The following is a 23,460-nucleotide window of genomic DNA, read 5'->3' as shown; positions in this document are numbered from 1 at the left end:
TCCTCTATCCTTCCATCCCAATCCCATTCGGGTAAATCATGATCTTACTGAATAAATAGTTTCCTTCCGCGATTTTAACAAAAATATCCGGAACCTCTTCCAATTTGAGCCTGTGGCTGATTATATTCCTGGAGGTCATCCCATATTTTTCAAATAACTCTATCGACTCGGTCCAGTCTTTTCCCGGAAACGGTTTTGTAAAAGAATTCCAGGATCCTGTGATGGTAAGCTCCCCGCGCATGATATAATCCACTTCTTTTTCCGACCAGTTCAGTCCCTGATGTGAGATTCCCAAAAAGATGATGCGCCCCTGTTTCGCCGCATACCAGATACATTGTTTCTGAGCCGCCGGCGAACCGGAAAAATCAATCACAATATCAAGGCCAACCCCTTGTGTCAAAGCATGTATTTTTTCAACCGGGTCTTCCTTTTTAGAATTAATGATAAAATCAGCGCCTGCTTCCTTCGCCATTTTCAGTTTTTCATCCCAGATATCAATGACTACGATCTGGCCTGCGCCTTTGATCTTTGCATACTGAACCGCAAACAGCCCGATCGCTCCCGCCCCATTGATACACACCGTATCCCCTTTCTGGAATCCGGCCTTATACATTGCGTGCAGCGCGTTGGCACAGGGATCAGCCGTTGCCACATCCTCAAACTTCACGCTTTTCTTTACTTTGAGCAAATTGCTTTCTTTTACGGCAATATACTGTGCCATTGCCCCGTCTCTTCTTGACCCATAATAGTCATAATGATCGCACAGTGAATACAGACCTTTCCTGCACCAGTGGCATTCCATGCAGGGAATCAGGGGCGGCGCGGTAACATGATCCCCCTCCTGAAACCTTTTTACAGCTTTTCCTGCCTTTACAATGATCCCGCCAAATTCATGTCCGAGAATAATCGGAGATACATGGGCGCCATATTTATTTGCCCTTGGGATATCAGAACCGCAGACGCCTACCGCCATCACTTTCACCAATACCTCGTCTTCCTCGATCTCGGGGTCCTTCACTTCTTCTACGCGCAAATCTCCCGGTGCATACATTCTAACAGCTTTCAAACCTCTCCCTCCTGACTCATCGTAATCACCACTTTCATCATCTGCCCTTTTTCTGCATCCGCAAAAGCTTGTTCGATCTCTTTGAGCGGATACTTAGCACTGATGAAATTTTCTGCATCAACAATCCCGTCCCGGATGTATTCCATTGCTTTTTTGTTCTGTTTCGGTGTGGAGGCATGTACTCCGTATACAGACAGCTCTTTATAATGGATCAGATTGCTGTCTATAAATCCCTTTGTTTCTCCGGGAAGCCCTCCGAACAGAGAAATTCTCCCTCTTCGTGCAAGCAAATACATCCCCTCCTCCTGCGCTTTTCCCACAGAACACGCAACAATTACGACATCCGCACCTTTTCCTCCTGTCAATTCCATCACCCTGTTTTTCAGGTTTTCCGTTCCGGAACAAATGCCGATTACTTCCGGAAGCTTCTGTTTCACTTCCTCCACTCTTCCCTCTGCCACATCCGCCACCATAACCAGCCCCGCCTTCTTATATAAAGAAAGGCCGGCATGCATGCTGCCGATGATACCGCTGCCAATAATCAGAACATCCTCCCCCTCCTGAATATTCAGGTAAGACTGGGCGTTGATCACACATGCAAGCGGCTCACTCAAGGTATAAATCGTATCGTCTTCGGATTCCGGCAGCCGATATACGTTTCCTCTTTCAAAAGCTTCTCCCGGAATCCCCATATATTCCGCAAACCCGCCGTCGTATTCAAAACCGATTGTTTTCAGGCCGCTGCACATATTCGTATGGCCTCCCCGGCAGCTATGGCATTTTCCGCATCCAATGGCAGGCGCCATAGCGATATGGCTTCCGACGGGAAACGCCTCCTTCCACTCCTCTGATATTTTTTCGATCCTGCCTACAACTTCATGGCCTAATATAGTACCTTCTTTTATTTTAGAATTGCCGAAGCGGTATGTACGTATGTCTGTTCCGCAGATTGAACACGCATGAACCCGTACAATTGCCCGGTAATCCTCTCCCAGATCCGGAATCTTTTTTTCTTCCAGAACAGGCTTCTTTCCATCACGATAGCAGTACGCTAACATTCCATTCCCCTTTCTGTTTCTTCCAACAGCACTGAAGCTGTTTCTTCATCAATAATCAGCACATTGGGATATCCCGCATCCAGAATCGCTCTGAGCGGCTCCAAACGTTCTTTTCCAAGGATGACCGCAATACGGAAATCACATGTCTGAAGCTCTTCCATCGGCACAGCGACGGTTCTCTCATCAAGCTCCCTGCTTACACATTTTCCCTTTTGATTGATAAAATGCGTGCACACCTCTCCGATCGCCCCATCTCTGATCAGCGCCTGAATCCCTTCCTCCGTAATATATCCCGACCGGACCAATGAGCTGTCCATACTGCACTGGCCCACGGTAAATATGGCAATATTTACATCATCTAAAACCTTCCGTACCTGGCGGATTCCCTGCTCCTGATAAAAGATCTCTTTGTACTGCCTGCTTTCTACAATAGCCGGAATTGGGAGGCTGTAGGAATTGGCATGAAACGCATCGGCAAAATTTTTAGAGATCTCGCCGGAATATGTACTGTTCTGGCTCTGGCTTACACCGCCGCAGATCTGCACCACTTTCACATCCCGGAACGCCGTATCCGTATACAGATATTTCGAGCATTCGTATATGGTCTTTCCCCATGCTACGCCAATCACATCTCCATTGTTTAAGATCGTATTTAAAAATTCGTTCAGTTTCTCCCCAAGCTCTTTCCCGTAAGGGATCGACTCTCTCCGGCAGTTCACTTCTTTGGAAACGATCATCACCTTTTTCAGGCCGTAACGGTTTTTCAGTATCCGTTCTTCTTCCGTTTCTGTCAGCCAGGGATTTTTGCTTTTAAACTCAATCAGCTTTTCCTTCCTCGCTTCTATCAGCAGTTTCGATACATACGAACGTGAAATCCCCATTTTCTTCGCAATCTCATTCTGATTCAAATTTTCAAAATAGTAAAATCGAACGACTTCCAGTTTCAGATGCTCTCTTGTCATAATATCCACCTCTGTATTTTTTTCTAACCTTTCACAGAGCCAGCCACCATCCCTTCCATAATCTTTTTATGGAACATAAAATAGATGACGACTACCGGCAAGGTTGCTATAGTAAGCCCTGCCATCATCGGAGTATACTGTACGGAATGCTGTCCTGTAAAATATGTCAGTGCAATAGGCAGAGTTTTAAGCTCCGGCTTTCCCATTAAGATCAGAGAAAATGGAAATTCATTCCATGCATCAAGGAAGCTTAAAATTGTAACCGTTGATAAAACCGGCTTTGAAATCGGCAGAAATACCTTAAAGAAAATATCAAATGTATTTCCGCCGTCCATGATCACTGCCTCTTCGATTTCCCTTGGTATTGTCGCCGCAAACGTGGTTACCAGAAAAATCGCTTTCGGCAATCCGAACGCCGTGTAGATCAGCGCCAGGACAAACCGGTTATTGATCAGCGAAAAGAATTTTAATTCAATAAAAACCGGAATCAAAAGGCTGTGTACGGGAATCAGCATTCCTGATAAGAACATCGTATACAGCAGGGTTTTCCCTTTGAAAACGTATCTTGCAAAGATCACGCCGGCCATAAAGGCGATAAAAATCAGAAGGACTACCGCCGTAACACTGACCAGCACGCTGTTTACAAATGCAATATCCATTTTTCCAGTTTTTATTGCTGCCAAATAGTTCTCAAAATGAAACTCTGTAGGCAGACCTACTATATTTCTTTTAAAAGCCGCCTCATCTTTCACGGATGAATAGAGCATCCAGGCAACAGGAAACAAACAGAACACCGATAAAGCAGCTATCATCGCATTTACCAGAGCAGAAACCACTGCGCCTGCCCCTTTCTTTTTCCGCTTTCTTATCTCTTTATTCATATCGTTTCTTTCCTTTCCCAAATATTATATTGCACATCGCGACCAGAACCAGGCTCACAACCATGATCCCTACGGAAATCGCAGAACCGTATCCGAACTTCTGCTTGATAAACGATGTTTTGTACGCATACATCGCGCCAACCGTAGATGCGGTTCCGGGACCTCCCCCGGTTATGATATAAATGTGCTCAAATATTTTCATACATCCCGATACTGCAAGAATCACTGATATTTTTACGGTATCCAATGTCATAGGCCAGGTGATATAAATTGCCTTTTTTATTCCATTCGCCCCGTCTAACGCGGCACTTTCAAAGATCTCCTCCGGTATATTTTTCATTGCACTTACAAAGATTACCACATACAGCCCGATCCACTGCCAGACGATGGGAACGGTAATACTTTTCATTACGATCCCCACATCATCCAGCCATGGCCTTATCCAGCTTTCCTGATTGATACTCCGAAGCAGGAAATTAAGTAATCCATAATCCTGATTATATACAATTTTCCATAAAAATCCTACTACTACCGGCGCTAAAACTACAGGCATAAAAATAGCAAATTGGTGAAACCCTTTTAGTTTCAGCATTTTCGAACAAATCAGGGATGAAATAATGAATGCAATCCCTACCTGAAAAATCACACAGCACACTGCCAGAAGAAAATTATTCATTAAAGAGTCATGGAATACGTCATCTCCGAGCAAACGTACATAATTTGCAATGCCGATAAATTTTTTATTCTTTCCGCCCGACCAGTTAAAAAAGGAATAATAAACCGCCATGCCCACCGGTATGATTGTAAATATCAGAAACAGCGCCACACTCGGAAGCATACATAAAAATAGGATTTTCCCTTTTGGCCGCAAGATTTTATTCTGCTCCAAAACGATACACCTGCCTTTCTTTCAAGCATCGAAGTAAGCAAATGGGCTGTTGCGCTAAACAACAGCCCATCCTGTTATTCCAGAGTCATCTCATATTCTTCCTGAACGCGTTTTCCCCATTCCTTTGCATCAATTTCTCCTAAAAGCAATTCCTGGAACCCTGTATTCATCGCGTCAATTACAGATGTATCAAAATGGCAGTCATACTGCGGTGTCTTTGCAGCGCTTTCTTTTAAGCTTACATATGCATCCAGGATCGGAGAAGTCTGACCATAGTCATACTCTACGCTCTGCCCTCCAAAATCTCCTTTTTCTGCAAGGTCAAGGCACCATTGTTCATCCGAAATATACTGGATGAAAATGCGTGCAGCTTCTTTTTTGGCACCTGTCAGGTTCGCATTGTATGCCTGTCCCCATGCAGAACCGCCGGGTGTTGCCGGATATTCTCCCTTTGCGCCGTCAAATGTCGGAAATACAGCCACGCCTGACTTTTCCACAATACTCTGGTCGTCTCCCGCCGTTGCGATGAGAGTTCCAAATGTCCAGGAGCCGTCCACATAGGATGCATATTCTTCGTTGATATACGGCGGCATCACCTCAAACTGGTCGATGCTGTTCATGTTGGAATTCATGAATCCTTTCTCCGCAAGCTCAGCCATTTTTTCTACACCGAGCAGCATATTCTCATCCAGGAAACCGTCTCCCGTCCCATTCATGATATCGTCATACCAGCTGTTTCCGGCGCCCCGATCACCGAATGCGCCAAACATACAGGAATTTGCAACCCATTGTCCGCTGTTTCCCATTCCCAGAGGTACATATCCCGCATCCTTCAGCTTTGTAAAGCAGTCCAGCAATTCATCCCAGTCTTCCGGGAAATGGTCATAACCAACCGAATCGTAGATTTCTTTGTTATATACGATCAGAGAACAGCATAGATCCTGAAACGGAGCTCCATAATAATGGCCGTCGTATTTCATATCAAACAGCATATCTTCACTGAAGCCGTCTCCCCATTCTTTGTCCTGTTCCAGAAATTCATCTATCGTTCCCAACTGACCGTTTTCAACCATTCCGGGTATCCACGAACCTTTTACATTAAACACATCCGGAAGCGTGTCCGCTGCCGCATAGGTCATCATGATCGTCTGATAGTCATCATGTACCGATCCGTCATAGTTGATCGTAATATTCGGATAATCCTTTTCCAGCCGTTCGATTGCACGATTCAGCGCATAGGATTTCGCATCTGTGGTACTGTCAAGAGACCACATCATTGCCACATCCAGCGTAACCTCTTCTGTAAATTCCCCATCCGCTTCCGGATCTGCTGCTTCGCTTTCCTGATTTTCTGTCTGCTCTGTATCATTCGTTTTATTGTCTTCCGCTTGGTCTGAACCACATGCTCCCAGCATGGAACAAACCAATAATAATGACATAATCACAGAAATTTTTTTCTTCATAATTTTCCTCCATCATCACCCTTTTCCAAGGGTATTCAAACATTGACAGCATAGCTCTCTTTCCAGTTCTTCTTTTGATATCACGCTGCTCATCTCGCCTTTCCTGATACACACTGTCTTTTTCTGCCCTGGCGACAGATCAAAACAATTGTCCGAAAAAATTGCGTCCGCTTTTTCCAAATCCAGGAAGATGCATTTTGTATACACATCCGTCTGCAGCTCTATCTGAAATTCCTCTCCTTCCTCTTTGACATGCCAGGACAGTTGCGGGGCAAGAAACTGAAAATGCTTCGGTTTTACAAACAGATGCGTATCGCTGCTGATCGTCATTCCCTTGCAGTCGGTGATCTGAAACTCCAGATAACATTCCGTTTTGCTCTCTTCATTGATACTGTCTGAAAAATCAAGTGTCCGCACCAACTCTGAACTGTCCCCTTTTACAAAGACTTCTTTCTCATCACATTTTATACATATCCCGTCATTCTTCCTCAACGCCCATTGAACCTTTGCATCAAATCCTTCCTGACCGTCATGTACAACATACAGATCTATCATTTTTTCATGCTCAGATGCACTGATCATTGTATTCTGATAAAATCTTTTTGCATAATAATGAAGGATTTTCCAGCGATATTCATAGTCGATCCCCGACCAGGTCGTCCCAGGAAAACAATCAACGATCTGCCAGTAAAGGCTTCCCATACATCTGGGCTTCATTCTTCGAAAATGACAGGCTCCATATTTAATCCCTTCTGCCTGGGCATATTGCGAGGCATATACATACTCCCTGAAATTTTCAGGCGGCCTGACCTCCTGAAAAATATAGCTCATAATCTTGCCGTTTCCCATGTTGCAGTGGTTATCGCTGCATCTTTGCATAAAGTCCATCACTTCAGAATTTGGACTCATATCTTCCGGTTCCATATAATGGCAAAGCGTCTTTATGCTCTGAAACGATTCCAGTCCAAATTCGCTTACGAACCTGGCTTTGCACTCCCTGTAAAATGTATATGGCTTGGCAGGCAGATACCAGACATACCAGCAGTGCACATCGCCTTTTTCATATCCGTTCGGATCTTTATATCCGCCGCCGCTGGAAGGGGAGCTTGGCCAATACAGCCGGTCCGGATCATACTTTCTGACCACCTCTTTCAAATGAACTTCATATTGTCTCAGATTATCCATGCGCAGTTCATATGTAAGCCCTTCCAGTTCATGTTCAAAATCATGAAACCACTCATTTTCATTGCTTCCGCACCAGAGCATCAAGGAAGGATGATTTCTCAGCCGTATGACATTATCCCTGGTTTCCGCACTGATATTATCAACAAATGCATCCGTCACATGGTACAGGGCACATGCGAACATCAGATCCTGCCATACCAATATTCCATATCTGTCACACAAGTCATAAAACTCATCATCCGGAAATACAGCGCCGCCCCAGACACGAATACAGTTGAAATTTGCCTGCGCACAATATCGAATCAGGTCTTCATGCCTCTTCCCTCTGCAGAGTGTCAAAAACTTATCTGGCGGTGTATAGCATCCGCCTTTTGCGTAAACCGGAACATCATTGATATAAAATGCGAATGATTCTCCCCATCTGTCCGGTTCTTTTCTGACTTCTGCTTTTCTAAGGCCGATCTGTATCTCTGTCCGGTCTTCTGCCTCTCCCTCTTCCAATTCCTGCACCAATGCTGCCGACAATTTATATAATGTCTGCTCTCCGTAACCGTTTGGCCACCAAAGCTGAGGATCATCAACCGCGATATTCCAGATCCCTCTCCCATCGGCAATGCTTACATTCCCCTCTGCTTTCAAGATACCGTCCGGGTCCTCCAGCCGCATATGAACCCGGTATTCTTCAGAGGGAGACTTTCCGGATAATGCTCCTGTTTTAGAAGGGCATATACTCAAAGATGGCCTTTGGGTATATTGATCCAGATACACCTCCGCGTCCAGCCAGACTTTTTTATCCTGATGCCGCTGGCGCACATATATATGATCCAGCTTCACCTGGTCATAAGCTTCCAGATATACGTCTCTCCAGATCCCCGAATCCGGGACAACAGGCTCCGCATCCCATCCAAAGGAACTATGAATCTTTCGGATCTGGGAAAATCCGTGGGGACTTGCCGTATTAAACTCCGGAAGCGGATGCGCTTTATGCTGTTCTTCTATATACTTTACAGGCGAATAAAAAAGGATATGTATTTCGTTTTCGCCCTGTTTCAGCAGCCTCCCCACTTCAAAACGATATGTACGGTGCATATTATCTGTGTCCGCTATTTTCTCCCCGTTCAAAAAGATAGATGTAATCGTATCAAGCCCTTCAAATACCAGAACCTGATTCTCTTTCTTTTTTATTTTTTCATCTACACAAAATACGCTTCTGTATTCATAATCCCTTTTCGCCAATTCGGCGAACTGCCTCTCATTAAAACGATAATAGGGATTTTCTATAATGCCATTTTGCATCATATCTAAAAACAGTGTTCCCGGAACACAGGCTTTATACCACTTTTCATCTCCGCACGCGCGGAACTTCCAGGAAGCGCCGCCTAATTTACATCTTATCACTGATCAGTCCTCTTCTATCGTGGTGAATCTGGTAATGGCAGGGTCTGTATACACATCTGTTCCGTCATCGCTGTATGATGAAAATTCTGAAACAACCGCACCCTCCGGGCCTGCCTGGAACCAGTGCTTCGTATTTGGAGCCAGAGTATACTGTTCTCCTTTTTTCAGAACAATCTCATGCCATACCGTATACACATCTTCTTTTCCTGCCGGAATCTTCGCCTTGGGATTCAAAGTAGGCTCACCCGGAACATGAATATATACTTCTCCGTATCTGCAGCGGAATGTCTCCTCTTTTCCTGGGTTCTCCGGACTCAATGGCGGATGTCTGTGTTCCGCACAGATCTGTCCGGGCAGCATTGGCAATTCTTTCGCACAGCATCTCTTTGTATTCACATAGACATGAAGCATGAGCCCTTCATGATACGGATCATTTAAACCAAAATCCGTCACTTCCATTCTCTCTTCTTCATCCGGCGTAAGATACAGCCCGCTCTTGCGCATCAGTTCCAGCCCTTCTTGTTTAATTTTGTTATATTCACTTCGTTTCATAGGATTTCCCTTCTGTGTCATATGACACTTTTAATTTTTTGTTTCTTGTTTCTATCAGCATGCATTCCAACAATATATTGTTTGTATTTAAACAGTATCACATTTCTTTTCTCTAGTCAATTGTGCATAATATACAATAAAACTTTACAAATTTCTACATTTACAACATTTCCAATTTTTTCATAATTTTCCTTTTTGTGTCATTTGACACAATTATTATTTATAACAATTGATTATAGACCCCAAAAAGAATCCAGCACACCCACTGCCAAAGTGTTTCAAGCAGTATAAAGGACATTTCAGGCAATCCTCCCCTCTTTTTTCACACATCCTTTATAATGATCTTATCGCTGAAAAAAGAAGGAGGATTTTTATTTTATGAAACAAAATGAAATCGCATGTAAAGAAGCTTTCAAGACCGCCCTTTTCTTCACCGTATGCGCTTTGGCCGTATGTGAGATCCTGCCTGTACCGGGACGTTTCCATATTCCGCTGTACATGCTGCTGATCAGTCTGGCGGTGATATTCACCGCTGTATATTCGGTCTCTTTTTACGCATATCGGCAGGCGGAAAGAGGAACATCCGGCGCCTGGTTCTGCATTGGCTACTGCAGCCTTGCAGGGCTGGAAGAAAAGCTGAATGCGTGGGGAAATGAAGGCTGGATCTGCGAGAAGGCCCGTCCGGGCCTGTCCCTGTTTAAACTGAGGTTGACGGAAGATAGTCATTTTTACAAGGCTGCCTATGTAAAGACTTTCGAATCCACAAGCTTTAGGAAATATATACTGGAACACCGTGAAAAAGGCTGGGAATACATCCACTGTTCCGGCCATACAGGCATCACAGCGATTGCTTTATTTTCCGCTTCTGATCCGGATGGCCGCCGCATGGAACCAGGCCATGGAGCCTGAATACAGCGCTTCGCGGAAAATAAAAAAGCGCGTCTGCTGTCTGATGACAACGAAAACGCACTTCTTGCTGCAGTCCGCCGGTCTGATGCCGGCGAACTGCAGCCTCTTTATTCTCTTATACTGATCATTACAGAAACCTGCACCTCAATGGGAGCACCGCCCTTCCAGCTTTCCGTCCGCCGCATCAATCACGATCCTGTCGCCCCGGCCCACATTTCCTGCCAGGATCAGCTTCGCGGCCAATGTCTCCACGTGTTTCTGAAGGTACCTCTTCAGCGGCCGCGCGCCGTACATGGGATCGTAACCACCTTCCACCACAAAGCCTTTGGCGCTTTCCGTCAGCTCGATGGACAGTTCCTTCTCTTCCAGCCGCTTGTTGACATCCGCCACCAACAGGTCAATGATCCCGCTGATATTGGATTTTGTCAGCGGCTTAAACATGATGATCTCGTCCAGCCGGTTCAGAAATTCAGGCCGGAAATGCCCGCGCAGTTCGTTCATCACCATGGACTGGCTTTCCTCTGTCAGCGTACCGTCTCCCTGGATGCCCTCCAGCAGGAAATGGGCACCGATGTTGGAGGTCATGATCAGGATGGTATTCTTAAAGTCCACCGTCCGCCCCTGGGAATCGGTGATCCGTCCATCGTCCAGCACCTGCAGAAGTACGTTGAACACGTCCGGATGCGCTTTTTCCACTTCATCAAAAAGCACCACGGAATAAGGCTTCCTGCGGACTGCTTCGGTAAGCTGGCCGCCCTCGTCGTATCCCACATATCCCGGAGGCGCTCCGATCAGGCGGGATACCGAATACTTCTCCATATATTCGCTCATATCAATCCGAACCATATTGTTTTCATCGTCAAACAGGCTCTGCGCCAGCGCCTTTGCCAGTTCCGTCTTGCCCACGCCGGTAGGCCCCAGGAACAGAAACGACCCGATGGGCTTAGACGGGTCCTTGATGCCGGCCTTGGAGCGGATGATGGCCTCTGTCACAAGCTCCACGCCCTGTTCCTGCCCGATCACCCGCTTATGCAGCTCGTCCCCCAGATGCAGAGTCTTGCTGCGCTCGCTCTCGTTCAGCTTCGCCACCGGGATTCCCGTCCACCGGGAAATGATCCTGGCGATCTCCTCATCCGTCACAGCCTCATGAACCAGTGAAAGCTCCTTCTCCCTGACCCGCTCCTCTTCGGTCTCCAACTGCTTTTTCAGCTGAGGGAGACGCCCGTACTGGAGCTCCGCCGCTTTGTTCAGGTCATAGTCCTGCTGCGCCTTCTGTATCTCCTTGTTGACCTGCTCGATCTCCTCCCGGATCTTCTGCACTCTCTCCACGGAGGATTTTTCATTATCCCACTGGGCTTTTTTGCCGGAAAATTCTTCCCGCAGTTCGGCCAGTTCCTCCTGCAGATGGACAAGACGCTCCTGGCTCAGACGGTCGTCCTCTTTTTTCAGCGCTTCCTCTTCAATCTCCAACTGCATCACCCGGCGGCTCAGTTCATCCAGCTCTGTGGGCATGGAATCCAGCTCCGTTTTGATCAGCGCACAGGCTTCGTCCACCAGATCGATGGCCTTATCCGGCAGGAACCGGTCGGAAATATACCGATCGGACAGCATGGCCGCCGCCACCAGGGCGCTGTCCGTAATCTTCACGCCGTGGAACACTTCATATCGCTCTTTCAGTCCGCGGAGGATGGAAATCGCGTCCTCCACCGTCGGTTCCTCTACCAGTACCGGCTGGAACCGCCGCTCCAGCGCCGCGTCCTTCTCGATGTACTGGCGGTACTCGTCCAGCGTGGTGGCGCCGATGCAGTGCAGCTCCCCCCGGGCCAGCATGGGCTTTAGCATATTTCCCGCATCCATGGCGCCGTCTGTCTTGCCTGCGCCTACAATGGTATGCAGCTCATCAATAAACAGGATGATCCTGCCGTCACTGTTCTTCACTTCCTCCAGAACGGCTTTCAGACGTTCTTCAAATTCTCCCCGGTATTTTGCGCCGGCAACCAGCGCGCCCATATCCAGTGAGAAAATAGTCTTTTCTTTCAGCCCTTCCGGCACGTCTCCCTTTACGATCCTCTGGGCAAGCCCTTCCACCACGGCCGTCTTGCCGACCCCCGGCTCCCCGATCAGCACCGGATTGTTCTTCGTCTTTCTGGACAGGATACGCACCACGTTCCGGATCTCCTCATCACGGCCGATGACCGGATCCAGCTTCTGATCCCGGGCACGCTCCACCAGATCCTGTCCGTACTTGTTCAGCGTGTCATAAGTCGCCTCCGGGTTGTCGCTGGTCACCCTCTGGTTGCCCCGGACGGAAGACAGCGCCTGCAGAAATCCTTCCCGGCTGATACCCATTTCCTTCAAAAACGCTTTCATCTCCCGTCCGGCATACTTCAGAAGCGCAAGGAAAAGGTGCTCCACGGAGACATATTCGTCCCCCATCTGCGCGGCCTCATCCTCCGCGTGGATCAGGACATTGTTCAGATCCTGCCCGACAAAAACCTTGCCACCCTGTACCTTGGGGCGCTTTGAAAGCATCTCCTCCACCCGGTTCACGACATAGGATGCCTGGAATCCCATCTTTTCCAGTAATTTTAAAATCAGGCTGTCGTCCTGCGTGATCAGCCCATACAGCAGATGCTCCTGGGCGATCTCCTGATTTCCATAATCGTAAGCCAATTTCTCACAAGCCTGCACGGCCTGCATGGAATTTTGCGTAAATTTATTTATATTCATACCAAAACCTCCTCGTCTATTTTCCAGAAGTACTCTTAATTTTTGTTGTGTTGTTCTACTGACAATATAACAATAACACGCATTATTAGCACTGTCAACCAGTGAGTGCTAATTCAAAAATAAAAATTTTATAAAGCCTCTATCTAAAATTCAGCCCAAAAATTGTACCGAAAACGTACTCCCTTCCCCCACAGCCGACTTTACCGTCACATAGCACCCCTGCGCTTCCAGAATCTGGCGGGTCAAATAAAGCCCCACGCCGGCTCCCGGCAGATTGTGGACAGAGGGCGCGCGGAAAAATTTGGAAAAGACTGCCCCCTGCCATTCTTCCGGAATCCCCATCCCGTGATCCGTGATCAAAAGATATACCCCGGCCTCACGCATTTCCACACGGATTTCTATGGTTTCCGCCTGCGCAGAATACTTTACCGCATTGTCCAGAAGGTTGAAAAGGGCCTCTTCCGTCCACTTCGGATCATGCCGGACGATCAGCGGCTGAGGACAGTCCACGGTGATCCCGATCTCCTTCTGGCTTGCCCCAGCGCTCACGCTCAGCAGCGCATTTGCCAGGGTTCGCGCCAGGTCGGCCTGCTCAGGGAGTATCTGGATCGCACCGCTTTCCAGCCGGCTCATCTTAATAATGGACTGGATCAGAAAATCCATCTTATCTGCCTCATGCAGTGTCCGTCCCAAAAATTCCTGCTGCCTTTTGGGAGACATCTGTCTTTTGGAGAGCAGTTCCAGATCCATCTTGATATTGGCTACAGGAGTCTTGATCTGATGAGAAAGGTCTGCGATCATCCCCTGCATCACACGTTTTTCCTCGTCGGCATTCTCTTCGGCAACACGCATGGCCCCATAGAGCCTTGACAGCTTCGAAACAAATCGGGAAAATACATTCTCGTGATCCTCCACTTCCGGGAGAAAAACATCACTTCCCATGGAAAGCATCTGATCCATTCCTTCATTGACCTGGTCAAAAAAGTCTGTCACCTTGCGCTGGTATGCCTGAAACAGCAGATAAAACGCAAATCCGCCTATCCCGAGAACCACATAGGCAGCCCAATCAAGCTGAAAAAACATAAGAACCGGAATTGACAGCAGCATCAGAACGCAAATGCAAAGTGCGCAGCGGTTCTCTCTTCGAAATGAATACTGCTTTGAAACGAATCCCCTTCTCATCCGCGCTCTCCCTCCCACATATATCCCATCCCATATATGGTCTTGATATATTTGTGCCCGTCCTTCTCGATTTTTCCGCGCAGCCTTCCGATATTGACCGTCAATGCGTGTTCATCGACAAAGTTTCCGTTGACATCCCACAGCCGTTCCAGGATCATCTGCCGCGTCAAAACCGTTCCCCGGTGGTCTATAAACAGCTTCATCAGCTTATATTCCGTAGGGGTCAGGGGCAGAGCTTTCCCGTCCAGCGACACATTTGCCGTATCAAAATCTGCCGTCAGATATCCGTCCGAATAGACCTTCTGCTCCTGATTACCGCCGGCACGCTTCAATACGGCCCGAATCCGTTTGTGAAGCAGCACCATGCTGAACGGTTTTGTAATATAATCGTCCGCGCCGCAGTCAAACCCCCGCATTTCATCCTGCTCCAGGTCGCGGGCGGTCAGGAAAATGACCGGCACATCCTTTCTCTTTTTCATCCGGCTGCAGAGCGTAAATCCGTCGCTGTCCGGCAGGTTGATGTCCATCAGCACCAGATCCATTTCCTGCATCCTGAACAGCTCCAGGGCCAGCGAGGCTGTCAGAGCGGAACAGACCTCGTAACCTTCCTCCTGCAGGTCATATACAAGGCCGTCGTTCAGCCCTCTGTCATCTTCCACGATCAGAATTTTTTTCATCATCTATCGAAACCTTTCACAGTCATTTTTCGTCACATTTTCCCTTCTGCCATTATACATGACCTGCATCCTTTTCTCAACACGGAACAGCCGAAAAACTGCCGACCTCCCTCAAAAATATATTGCTGATCACACCTTTTGGATACTCCGGCAACAGCATCCAGCCTATTCATCCTGCTGGACATTTTTAAGGCCGTGCAGACCTTCCCCTGTGTGGAACGTCTGCACGGCCAAGCTTTTTTTCATGAAAACAGCAGCCTGCTTCATACAGATTTTTTTACTACTTGTTGATATATTTTACGGCAGTTCCGTAGGCCACCACTTCCGCCGCGCCCTGCATGATCTGTGAGGAACCGTATTTTACCCCGATCACCGCATCCGCGCCGAGTGCTTTCGCCTCATCCACCATTCTCTTGACCGCAATCTGCCGCGCCTCGTTGAGCATTTCCGTATACCCTACGATCTCTCCGCCGACCAGTGTTTTCATTCCGGCCATGAAATCCTTTCCGAAATTCTTTGACTGCACAACCGTTCCTTTTACCATATCCAATGCCTCAATTTCCACACCCGGAATATATTCAATACTTAGAAGCTTCATCCTCTTCTCCTCCTTCGATTTCTCTTACTCTTCCGATCATTGCCGCAATCACGCCAATGATCACTGCCGCCGGTATCCCAATCATAAACAGCATTACCCCGATTGGAACCGGATCCTCCATACAGCCCCAAACCATGAATCCGATCATCGCAGCCATAAACACGATCATAATCCCGCCGCCAAGGGCTGCACCCATGATTTTCTTCTTATGAACATCTGTTTTTCTAATATCCATAAAATTTGTTCCCTCCTTTTCCAGACGTTCCATTTGTTCCAGACACTGGGGCGCGTTGAGCGTCTCCAATGAAATATCCGCATTCAGAAGTTCTTCGCAGAATGCCTGAATCTGCCGGAGATTCTTTTTTTGGCGTTCCATCTCTCCCATCTGAAATTCCAGACAGCTTCTCAGGCTTTTTTCTCCGCCGTACATCTGCCGCATATCTTCAATGGGAATGGCCAGCTTCCTCAGCAGCCTGATCTCCTGCAGACGTTTTACATCCTCCAGTCCATATTCCCGGTATCCGTTGTCCGCACGCTTCACTTCCAGAAGCCCCTGGTCCTCATAAAACCGGATATTCTTTTTTGTGATGCCAACCAACTCTTCAACCTGCTTGATCTTCATGTCTCAGCTCCTCATCATACCCTTCGTGTCTTTTGGAATGTTCCCGGAAAAACCGGCCCGGCAACGGGTACAGGTATTTTCCGCTCCCACTCCGATACAGTCTCTCAAAATCCTTTGAAATCCAGAGAAATCAAGATGTTTTTGAAAGGCTATATCTGATTTATACAGCTTCCACAAGGTGGAAAGTCAAGTGTTTTTTTATTTTTTCTATTTTTTGTGTTACTATTCCAAAATCAATTCCGGTTTGAAATTGAGATAGTCGCCGGAAACAAGCTTATACTCAATCCCGTTCACATAGCCCTTAAAGCTGTCGTCAAATCTCGCCTTTCCATGACAATGGGAATAGACCACCTTTGCGGCCCCGTAGGCTTCCGCCATCCTGGTAAAGGGGCTTGACGCTTCCCCGATGCTGGTAGGCGGGTAATGCAGAAACATGATGTACTTCCTGTTTCCTGCCGGGCGGATCTCCTCCGATCCAAAGGCAGGAGAAATACCTGCTTTTTCCCCACTGATTCCCGACATACGGGCCGCCTCAAAGGAAATTCTCAAACGTTCCAGTTCCCGGTCTCTGATCTTTTCAAAATGTTCATAGGTATCCAGACCCTCGTAGCAGTACCCCTTCGTCCCGACCAGCGCATAATCTTCATAGGCAAACCAGTTGTTCTGCAAAAATTCCAGCCTGCCCCGGAATGCTTCGTTCAGCCGCTGCGTCTTTTTGGCATCCCAGAACATGTCGTGATTCCCCCGGAGCAGGATCTTCCTTCCAGGCAGCTCCGCGATAAACTCCAGATCCTTCCTGCTCTGCTCCAGGTTCCTTCCCCAGGAATGATCCCCGGTGACCACCACCGTATCCCGGTCCGTCACCCGCTTGTTCCAGTATTTCCAGATCTTCTTTTCATGGTTCTTCCAGACTCTGCCGAAAACATCCATCGGTTTATCGACGGAAAAGGACAGGTGAAGATCCCCGATCGCGTAAAGGCTCATGGCATTCTCCTTGTCAGTTTATTACTCGTTTTTCCCACTTCACCTGCGCGGCTTTTCCGAAATGCGCAAGTCCGATGTAATACACAACGCCTGTCATCTCCGCGTCGTATTTTTTATCTTTGATCTGGCCGATGGCTTCTAACGCAAGCATCTCCAGATCCTCACCCTCATCCTTTGTGTACTTAAACTCCAGGATCATATGGGGCAGCGGCCTTTTCTTTGCGTAGAGCAGAATATCGCTTCTCCCGATGCCTCCCTCCCGGTTGCTTTTCACGTCATAATACCGGTACATAAAGGCGCACATCCCCAGCATCATCATATGGTAGCTGTTCTCGCTTTTCAGATCGTAATACGACGGAAGCCGCAGCAGGATGCGCTGGTACTGCTCGGCAAACTTCTCCATGGCCTCTGTCCGCAGACAGCTCAGCATATCGGATATATAGCCGTCCTCCAGCTTCAGATAGAAGGCAGTCAGCCCCTGAAAGGCTTCCCGTACCTCGTAATTCGGGATACGGAGCCTGCAGTTTTTGTCTCCCATTTCTTCCTGGATGGTAATCATCCCGGCATTGAGCAGAAGCCCCCAGAGCGACGCGTCATCCGGCTCCTCATAGTAGGACACAGACAGCTCCACCCTGGCGTCCACCGCCCCCTTCTCGATCAGTTCGTTGTATTTTGCAGCAAAGGACTCTCCTCTCTGTTCGAACGCATTTTTAATGATGCTGTTCTCACTGGTATTCACCCAGTAAGGCTCCAGCTCCTTCCTCGCCGCATAGCAGGAAACGGACCACGGGTTATAGACGTCTGCCGTCCCGAACTGATATCCGTCATACATGGACCTGACCTCCTCAGTAAAGTCCACTCCGCAGTAGTCCAGAAGCCGCTGCGTCTCCTCTTCCGTGAAGCCGAAGCAGTCCGAATATTCTGGATCTTTTACCGTACAGACGATCAGATTGTTGAGATCCGAAAAAATATTTTCCTTTGCCACTCGCTGGATTCCTGTCAGGAGCGCCCTTTCCAGGGACGGATTTCCTTTCAGCGAGGAGGTCAGCATCTCTGCTAGGAAATCCCGCATCTCACCGTAATATCCCTTTGCGTTGGCAGCAATGAACGGGGTATCGTATTCGTCCAGGAGAAGGTACACTTTCCTGCCGTAATATGCTTCCAGCACCTGGCATAATTCGGAAATCGCACGGCTGATGCAGCCTTTCTTCTCTTCCTCACTGCCGGCTTTGCAGAGGCGTTCATAATTGCTGTCAAACATGCTTTTGTGTACGGCCGGCAGAGAGCCGTCATTCACGATGGAGAGGTATCTCTCGTATTCCCGCTTCAGGGTAATCCGTAATTCGTCCAGCATCCTCTCCGCACTGCCGCCCTTTACGTTCAGGAAGGAAAGGAAGATCACCGGATGCCGGTTCATCTCCTCCATCACATAGCTGCCGCTGACCCTGGTGCCTGCAAACAGATCCGCAGAGTCCTTCGTACAATCCAGAAATTCCGCAAGCATGGACATATTCAGTGTCTTCCCGAAACGTCTCGGCCTGGTGATCAGCGTCACCTCATACCAGGATTCGAGAAACTCCTCTACCATCTGTGTCTTATCTACATAATATGCCTTCCGCTCCCGCAGCTTGCGGAAATCCTGGGTGCCGATCGCAAGCCTTCTGCCCGGTCCCCTCTGGGGCGCCTTCACATGGACATGATAGGGGGCCGCCCCTTCACTGATCCTGTTGGCATGCCACAGGAGCGGCCTTCCGAACAGCTCGTCCAGGGAGCAGTCCAGGATCTCGCTGATCCGCTCCAGACCATCCAGATCCGGCGAACGGTTCCCCGACTCATAATTCGTATAGGTGGAGCGGGAAATCTCCAGCTTCTCAGCCATCTGTGCCTGTGTAAACCCTTTCCGCTTCCGAAACATTGTCAGATATTCATGAAATTTTGTTTTCATTTCCGCACCACTTCTTTCCTTTTTATTCATTATAACCCAAGAAGTTTCAAAAAGCAACTATTTCTTATGTTTCTTTTCGAAACTTTTCCGACTCCCGCATACAAAATATCCCTGCGGCATGCTTTTACAGTGATGCGCTATTTCTGACCGTTTCGAATTGTCACTCAAAGTAAAACAGCTCTTCAAACTTTTTGTCCAGCGCAATACACAGAATCAGCGCCAGCTTTGCGGTCGGATTAAACTGGCCGGTTTCGATCGAGCTGATCGTATTGCGTGAGACGCCGACCATCTGCGCCAGCTTTGCCTGGGACAGTTTTTTTTCGGTCCGGACTTCTTTCAGATGATTTTTCAGTATTAATTCCATATCCGTTCTCCTACAGCATTGCTGCGGCGCCAAGCAGGTTCCGGAAATACATCGCAGCCTCTAGCAGAACCGCCCCCCAGCCCGCGGCCGCCGGCAGAATTTCCTGCCAGCGCTTCTTCCGGCTTGCTTTTAGCCTTACCGTATATCCCGCCGCCATCAGGCTGTAAAACATCGCCCACAGTTCGTATCTTGCCCTGTCATTCACATACATTTCGATCAGAAATAGAACTAAAGCCATGATAAGCACCACATAAATTCCGACTTCGCCGCCTTCTCTCACGATCTCCTTTTCATATAAATCCTGCCCCGCGTTTTCCTTTCTGCCTTTTTCCAATATCTCTTCTCTCTTCATAACCAGTCCTCCAAAATTTGAACCCCACCTGCGCCGCAGGTCTTTTGCACGCTCCGCCTGCCCCCTCTGCCGTTGGCCTGCCGGCGGATGAACAGCAGCTTTCATACAGAAGGCGCATTTAAGAAATCACACCGAACATCTGACAAAAGTGCAGAACGGAACAAAGGGCCGTGCAGATCCACCAACCCGCAGCCTTTTTCACATCCTGGCTTTGCTTCTGCCTGCGCGCCTTCACCGTATAAACCGTCGCGGAGAATCCTCCTGCCAGAACAAATACGGCATAGTTCCATTCACGGCACAGCAGCATCTGCAGCAGGGCAAACACTGCCGCAAAGATCCACACTGTATAAAATCCGGCTTCTCCCCCGGTTTTCATGACCTCTTTTTCATACAGGTCCTGCCCGTTGTTTTCCTTCCTGCTCTTCTTCAATATTTCCTCTTTCTTCATATGCAGATCCTCCATATTTGCAGCCAAAGGCAGCGGCACAAACAAAATTCAAAAATCAGTCTGCCAAGTTTTCTTGTATATTTTTATTATAGCACGACAAGTTTTCTTGTCAAGTATTTTTCTGCATACGGGGATATGAAAAAATGACTATTCGCGGCCTGAATTTTTACTATTTATCCGCGATGCCCTGCGTCTTGCTGCAAAGCAATGGTCGAATCACATGTTACTTGCTCTATCCGTTCAAGTCTGCTGCACCTTTCCGAAAAATTTCCGAAATCCCCTCTGCATATTGATAATTTCCCTATCGAAGCTTATAATTTTATCCGAACGGCTGAAATTTCGCGCCTGAACGACATTTTCCGCCGGTCAATTTTATATGTGAGGTACAGCCATGGCTCAGATAAACAACCAGACAATGTATGATACATCGCCGGACGAAGTCCGCCCGCCCCGCAGGAATCCGGATTATGGGATGCCCTGCAAATATACCCTTTCAGGTAAAATCGTATATGGGCAGGGCATCGGGAAGCTGGTCGGGACGCCGACCGCCAACCTGCAGATTCTGTCCAGGGATGCGCTGCCCCCGGTAGGCGTATACGTCACCGAGGTACTTTTAGAGGGGCAGCTCTATTACGGGGTTACGAATATCGGAACCTCTCCCACAGTCAACAAAAACAAAGAAATCTCCATCGAAACGCTGATCATGAATTTTTCCAAAGACATCCATGGACAGCAGATGGAAATCCGGCTTTTCAAAAAGCTCCGCTGTCCGAAAAAATTCGAAAATCTGTCCATGCTGCTGGATCAGATCCGTATGGACTGCATCGCAGCCCAGGAATTTTTCGGAATCCAAATGACCTCCTCCAAGCTGCATATGAGTGTCAGAAACCATCAGACCACCATCAACCAGCAGGAGATCTATCTGTCCACCAAGGAATTTGACGTGCTGTATATGCTCTATTCCAACCCGGATATCACCTATACCAAGGAACAGATCTACGAAGCGGTGTGGCATGAGCCCTCCGGAGGGTACTGCCACGCGGTGGAAAATACGGTTTTCCAGATTCGAAAAAAATGCAGGAGCGTTGCAAAGGATATTGATTTTATTAAGACCATTGCCGGATACGGATATAAATTTCACGCGGGTTAAACCACGGGCCGAAGAAATACTACCGCCGCGGGAAGTATATCCCTTTTCAGGCATGCCGGAAAACAGATTATTTTCGCACAGTTTCTAAATATATGGAGGTGATCAGATGCCGGAGGAACAGTATATGCGCCGCGCCATCAGACTTGCCGGGCTGGGGCTCGGCTGGACCAGTCCAAATCCCATGGTGGGGGCGGTCATTGTAAAAGACGGCCGCATCATCGGGGAAGGGTGGCACCGCCGCTGCGGCGAACCCCATGCGGAGCGCAATGCCCTGGCTTGCTGTACTAAAGATCCTGCCGGAGCGGTCATGTATGTGACGCTGGAGCCCTGCTGCCACCAGGGCCGTACCCCGCCCTGTACGGACGCCATTCTGGAAAATGGAATCGCCCATGTGGTCATCGGCTCCCAAGACCCCAATCCAAAAGCGGCAGGGGGCGCGGAGGTTCTGCGCAGAAACGGGATCACCGTGACGGAACAATTCCTGCAAAACGAATGCGATGCGCTCAATGAGGTCTTTTTCCACTATATCACAGCCGGACGGCCCTATGTTGCAATGAAATACGCCATGACCGCCGACGGAAAGACTGCCTCCTGCACCGGCGCTTCCAAGTGGATCACCGGCCCCGATGCCCGGGCGCACGTCCACACCCTGCGCCATCGGTATACCGGGATCATGGCCGGAATCGGCACGGTGCTATCGGACGATCCGCTGCTCAACTGCCGGATATCCGAATACAGGCAGGAGGGACCCTGTCCTGCTGCAAAGCCGCGCCAGCCTGTCCGCATCATCTGCGACTCCCATCTGCGGATTCCACTGGACAGCCGAATATGCCGCACTGCCGGGCAGTATCGGACCATCGTCGCCCATACCCACAAAGACCCGCAAAAGCAGGCTGCCCTGGAGGCAATGGGCATCACGGTCCTGGAGACTGCCGATGCAGAGGGGCGTATCCATCTTCCGTCCCTGATGGATGCCTTGGGGCGCATGGAGATTGACAGCATCCTGCTGGAAGGCGGCGGCACCCTCAACGAAGCTATGCTCCAGGCCGGGCTGGTTCAAAAGGTATACACCTATATGGCCCCGCTGCTGCTGGGCGGGAAGGACGCAAAAACCCCCGTAGAAGGACTCGGATTTCCCGCGCCCGGAGACGGAATCCGACTGACCTCCCCCGCAGTCACCCCCATTGGAGACGACCTGCTTATCGAATTTAACGTCCCTTCTCCTCACCCGGAAAGCAGGGCATGAGAAGGCCATGTCAGGAAATATCATCCATATGCGAATCACAGGCAGACAGGCGATTTGTCGTAAAAACAGATTAGCAATAAAGAGGTGAACCCCATGTTTACAGGAATTATAGAAGAGATCGGCCAGGTGCGCCATGTGGTTTCCAGCCGCACCTCCGGGGAGATCTCCCTCCAGGCCGGCAGGGTTCTGGAAGGTACCAGACCGGGAGATTCCATTGCGGTCAACGGCGTATGCCTGACAGCCGCAAAAATCCTGCCGGACGGCTTTGTTGCCGACGTGATGCCGGAAACCCTGCGCCGGACGAACCTGGGGATGCTCTCCCCGGGAAGCAGCGTCAATCTGGAACGGGCCATGGCCGCAGACGGCAGGTTCGGCGGGCATATCGTCACCGGACATATCGACGGTACCGGGACCATACGCGCCGCCCGGCGTGAGGAAAATGCAGTCTGGATCACAGTGGACGCCCCACGGCATATTCTGGATCTGATTGTAGAAAAAGGCTCCGTCGCCATCGACGGCGTCAGCCTGACCGTAGCGGAACTGACGGAACACAATTTTTCCGTTTCCCTCATCCCCCACACCGGCGAACGCACGATTCTTCTGTCCAAAAAAGCAGGCGACCCGGTGAATCTGGAAAATGATGTAATCGGGAAATATATACAAAAACTGATCACCGTCTCCGCCCCCGCGCGGAAACCGGAAAGCAGGATCACGGAAGCATTTCTGCAGGAGCATGGATTCTGACATCCTGCTCTGGACATGCCCCCGGAAAGCATGGATTCCAAACTAAGATTGAAAG

Annotated in this window: 22 protein-coding genes; 4 read left to right on the top strand and 18 right to left on the bottom strand. The window is 48.9% G+C overall.

Going from position 1 to position 23,460, the window contains the following annotated elements:
* Positions 1–4: 4 nt before the first annotated feature.
* From EBB54_RS05210 to EBB54_RS05175, 8 genes are all read right to left on the bottom strand, one after another.
* The gene (locus tag EBB54_RS05210) at positions 5–1,066 is read right to left on the bottom strand and encodes a galactitol-1-phosphate 5-dehydrogenase (RefSeq protein ID WP_243127537.1); all 1,062 of its coding nucleotides are present in this window, start codon (positions 1,064–1,066) and stop codon (positions 5–7) included.
* Complete coding sequence (locus EBB54_RS05205; RefSeq protein ID WP_125126631.1) at positions 1,063–2,124, bottom strand: alcohol dehydrogenase catalytic domain-containing protein; 1,062 nt, start codon at positions 2,122–2,124, stop codon at positions 1,063–1,065. Before EBB54_RS05205 ends, EBB54_RS05210 begins: the two co-directional genes overlap by 4 nt.
* A complete protein-coding gene (locus EBB54_RS05200) occupies positions 2,118–3,086 on the bottom strand; it encodes a sugar-binding transcriptional regulator (protein ID WP_125126630.1) in 969 nt (322 codons plus the stop codon). The genes EBB54_RS05205 and EBB54_RS05200 overlap by 7 nt, the downstream gene beginning before the upstream one ends.
* 23 nt (positions 3,087–3,109) lie before the next feature.
* The gene (locus EBB54_RS05195) at positions 3,110–3,967 is read right to left on the bottom strand and encodes a carbohydrate ABC transporter permease (protein ID WP_125126629.1); all 858 of its coding nucleotides are present in this window, start codon (positions 3,965–3,967) and stop codon (positions 3,110–3,112) included.
* Positions 3,960–4,805, bottom strand: coding sequence for a carbohydrate ABC transporter permease (locus EBB54_RS05190; RefSeq protein ID WP_125130612.1), 846 nt, complete (start codon positions 4,803–4,805; stop codon positions 3,960–3,962). Before EBB54_RS05190 ends, EBB54_RS05195 begins: the two co-directional genes overlap by 8 nt.
* Before the next feature lie 125 nt (positions 4,806–4,930).
* Positions 4,931–6,319: an ABC transporter substrate-binding protein gene (locus tag EBB54_RS05185; RefSeq protein ID WP_125126628.1), complete on the bottom strand. Its 1,389-nt coding sequence runs from the start codon at positions 6,317–6,319 to the stop codon at positions 4,931–4,933.
* 15 nt (positions 6,320–6,334) lie between these two features.
* Positions 6,335–8,902, bottom strand: coding sequence for a beta-mannosidase (locus EBB54_RS05180; protein WP_125126627.1), 2,568 nt, complete (start codon positions 8,900–8,902; stop codon positions 6,335–6,337).
* Positions 8,903–8,905: 3 nt separating this feature from the next.
* Complete coding sequence (locus EBB54_RS05175; protein ID WP_125126626.1) at positions 8,906–9,454, bottom strand: D-lyxose/D-mannose family sugar isomerase; 549 nt, start codon at positions 9,452–9,454, stop codon at positions 8,906–8,908.
* Positions 9,455–9,832: 378 nt separating this feature from the next.
* Between EBB54_RS05175 and EBB54_RS05170 the strand changes: the two genes are divergently transcribed.
* Positions 9,833–10,363 carry a hypothetical protein gene (locus EBB54_RS05170; protein WP_125126625.1) on the top strand — a complete coding sequence of 177 codons (531 nt, stop codon included), beginning with the start codon at positions 9,833–9,835 and terminating at the stop codon, positions 10,361–10,363.
* 144 nt (positions 10,364–10,507) lie between these two features.
* On the opposite strand, the gene clpB is transcribed toward EBB54_RS05170, so the two are convergent.
* The 10 genes from clpB to EBB54_RS05120 all read right to left on the bottom strand — a co-directional run bounded on the left by clpB (position 10,508) and on the right by EBB54_RS05120 (position 20,265).
* A complete protein-coding gene (gene clpB / locus EBB54_RS05165; protein WP_125126624.1) occupies positions 10,508–13,093 on the bottom strand; it encodes an ATP-dependent chaperone ClpB in 2,586 nt (861 codons plus the stop codon).
* 150 nt (positions 13,094–13,243) lie between these two features.
* Positions 13,244–14,275: a sensor histidine kinase gene (locus EBB54_RS05160; RefSeq protein ID WP_125126623.1), complete on the bottom strand. Its 1,032-nt coding sequence runs from the start codon at positions 14,273–14,275 to the stop codon at positions 13,244–13,246.
* On the bottom strand, positions 14,272–14,955 hold the full coding sequence (locus tag EBB54_RS05155) for a response regulator transcription factor (protein ID WP_125126622.1): 684 nt from the start codon (positions 14,953–14,955) through the stop codon (positions 14,272–14,274). Before EBB54_RS05155 ends, EBB54_RS05160 begins: the two co-directional genes overlap by 4 nt.
* Positions 14,956–15,232: 277 nt before the next feature.
* Positions 15,233–15,550, bottom strand: a complete 318-nt coding sequence (locus tag EBB54_RS05150; RefSeq protein WP_004069153.1) for a YbjQ family protein — start codon at positions 15,548–15,550, stop codon at positions 15,233–15,235.
* Positions 15,531–16,172, bottom strand: a complete 642-nt coding sequence (locus EBB54_RS05145; protein ID WP_125126621.1) for a MerR family transcriptional regulator — start codon at positions 16,170–16,172, stop codon at positions 15,531–15,533. Before EBB54_RS05145 ends, EBB54_RS05150 begins: the two co-directional genes overlap by 20 nt.
* 222 nt (positions 16,173–16,394) lie before the next feature.
* Entirely contained in the window at positions 16,395–17,156 is a 762-nt protein-coding gene (locus tag EBB54_RS05140) for a metallophosphoesterase (protein WP_004069156.1), read from the bottom strand.
* A 13-nt stretch (positions 17,157–17,169) separates the two neighbouring features.
* On the bottom strand, positions 17,170–19,101 hold the full coding sequence (locus tag EBB54_RS05135) for an AAA family ATPase (RefSeq protein ID WP_125126620.1): 1,932 nt from the start codon (positions 19,099–19,101) through the stop codon (positions 17,170–17,172).
* A gap of 160 nt (positions 19,102–19,261) precedes the next feature.
* Complete coding sequence (locus EBB54_RS05130) at positions 19,262–19,465, bottom strand: helix-turn-helix transcriptional regulator (protein ID WP_125126619.1); 204 nt, start codon at positions 19,463–19,465, stop codon at positions 19,262–19,264.
* 10 nt (positions 19,466–19,475) lie between these two features.
* Positions 19,476–19,817 carry a DUF6442 family protein gene (locus EBB54_RS05125; RefSeq protein WP_125126618.1) on the bottom strand — a complete coding sequence of 114 codons (342 nt, stop codon included), beginning with the start codon at positions 19,815–19,817 and terminating at the stop codon, positions 19,476–19,478.
* A gap of 118 nt (positions 19,818–19,935) precedes the next feature.
* Complete coding sequence (locus EBB54_RS05120; RefSeq protein ID WP_125126617.1) at positions 19,936–20,265, bottom strand: DUF6442 family protein; 330 nt, start codon at positions 20,263–20,265, stop codon at positions 19,936–19,938.
* A gap of 391 nt (positions 20,266–20,656) precedes the next feature.
* Here EBB54_RS05120 and EBB54_RS05115 point away from each other — a divergent pair, with 391 nt between their 5' ends.
* From EBB54_RS05115 to EBB54_RS05105, 3 genes are all read left to right on the top strand, one after another.
* Entirely contained in the window at positions 20,657–21,415 is a 759-nt protein-coding gene (locus EBB54_RS05115; protein WP_125126616.1) for a riboflavin kinase, read from the top strand.
* A gap of 106 nt (positions 21,416–21,521) precedes the next feature.
* Positions 21,522–22,661, top strand: coding sequence for a bifunctional diaminohydroxyphosphoribosylaminopyrimidine deaminase/5-amino-6-(5-phosphoribosylamino)uracil reductase RibD (ribD, locus tag EBB54_RS05110; protein ID WP_125126615.1), 1,140 nt, complete (start codon positions 21,522–21,524; stop codon positions 22,659–22,661).
* Positions 22,662–22,754: 93 nt separating this feature from the next.
* Positions 22,755–23,405: a riboflavin synthase gene (locus EBB54_RS05105; protein WP_125126614.1), complete on the top strand. Its 651-nt coding sequence runs from the start codon at positions 22,755–22,757 to the stop codon at positions 23,403–23,405.
* The last annotated feature ends 55 nt before the right edge of the window (positions 23,406–23,460 follow it).

Source organism: Schaedlerella arabinosiphila, from assembly GCF_003885045.1.
Lineage (GTDB): Bacteria > Bacillota > Clostridia > Lachnospirales > Lachnospiraceae > Schaedlerella > Schaedlerella arabinosiphila.
Note: the sequence above shows the minus strand (reverse complement) of the source record. Positions and strands in the feature narration are given on the sequence as shown.

Excerpts from the sequence above, each read along its gene's own strand:
- EBB54_RS05205 (WP_125126631.1), bottom strand. The coding sequence starts at position 2,124 with ATGTTAGCGTACTGCTATCGTGATGGAAAGAAGCCTGTTCTGGAAGAA.
- EBB54_RS05200 (WP_125126630.1), bottom strand. The coding sequence starts at position 3,086 with ATGACAAGAGAGCATCTGAAACTGGAAGTCGTTCGATTTTACTATTTT.
- EBB54_RS05195 (WP_125126629.1), bottom strand. The coding sequence starts at position 3,967 with ATGAATAAAGAGATAAGAAAGCGGAAAAAGAAAGGGGCAGGCGCAGTG.
- EBB54_RS05190 (WP_125130612.1), bottom strand. The coding sequence starts at position 4,805 with ATGCTTCCGAGTGTGGCGCTGTTTCTGATATTTACAATCATACCGGTG.
- EBB54_RS05185 (WP_125126628.1), bottom strand. The coding sequence starts at position 6,319 with ATGAAGAAAAAAATTTCTGTGATTATGTCATTATTATTGGTTTGTTCC.
- EBB54_RS05175 (WP_125126626.1), bottom strand. The coding sequence starts at position 9,454 with ATGAAACGAAGTGAATATAACAAAATTAAACAAGAAGGGCTGGAACTG.
- EBB54_RS05170 (WP_125126625.1), top strand. The coding sequence starts at position 9,833 with ATGAAACAAAATGAAATCGCATGTAAAGAAGCTTTCAAGACCGCCCTT.
- clpB (WP_125126624.1), bottom strand. The coding sequence starts at position 13,093 with ATGAATATAAATAAATTTACGCAAAATTCCATGCAGGCCGTGCAGGCT.
- EBB54_RS05160 (WP_125126623.1), bottom strand. The coding sequence starts at position 14,275 with ATGAGAAGGGGATTCGTTTCAAAGCAGTATTCATTTCGAAGAGAGAAC.
- EBB54_RS05155 (WP_125126622.1), bottom strand. The coding sequence starts at position 14,955 with ATGATGAAAAAAATTCTGATCGTGGAAGATGACAGAGGGCTGAACGAC.
- EBB54_RS05150 (WP_004069153.1), bottom strand. The coding sequence starts at position 15,550 with ATGAAGCTTCTAAGTATTGAATATATTCCGGGTGTGGAAATTGAGGCA.
- EBB54_RS05145 (WP_125126621.1), bottom strand. The coding sequence starts at position 16,172 with ATGAAGATCAAGCAGGTTGAAGAGTTGGTTGGCATCACAAAAAAGAAT.
- EBB54_RS05140 (WP_004069156.1), bottom strand. The coding sequence starts at position 17,156 with ATGAGCCTTTACGCGATCGGGGATCTTCACCTGTCCTTTTCCGTCGAT.
- EBB54_RS05135 (WP_125126620.1), bottom strand. The coding sequence starts at position 19,101 with ATGAAAACAAAATTTCATGAATATCTGACAATGTTTCGGAAGCGGAAA.
- EBB54_RS05130 (WP_125126619.1), bottom strand. The coding sequence starts at position 19,465 with ATGGAATTAATACTGAAAAATCATCTGAAAGAAGTCCGGACCGAAAAA.
- EBB54_RS05125 (WP_125126618.1), bottom strand. The coding sequence starts at position 19,817 with ATGAAGAGAGAAGAGATATTGGAAAAAGGCAGAAAGGAAAACGCGGGG.
- EBB54_RS05120 (WP_125126617.1), bottom strand. The coding sequence starts at position 20,265 with ATGAAGAAAGAGGAAATATTGAAGAAGAGCAGGAAGGAAAACAACGGG.
- EBB54_RS05115 (WP_125126616.1), top strand. The coding sequence starts at position 20,657 with ATGGCTCAGATAAACAACCAGACAATGTATGATACATCGCCGGACGAA.
- ribD (WP_125126615.1), top strand. The coding sequence starts at position 21,522 with ATGCCGGAGGAACAGTATATGCGCCGCGCCATCAGACTTGCCGGGCTG.
- EBB54_RS05105 (WP_125126614.1), top strand. The coding sequence starts at position 22,755 with ATGTTTACAGGAATTATAGAAGAGATCGGCCAGGTGCGCCATGTGGTT.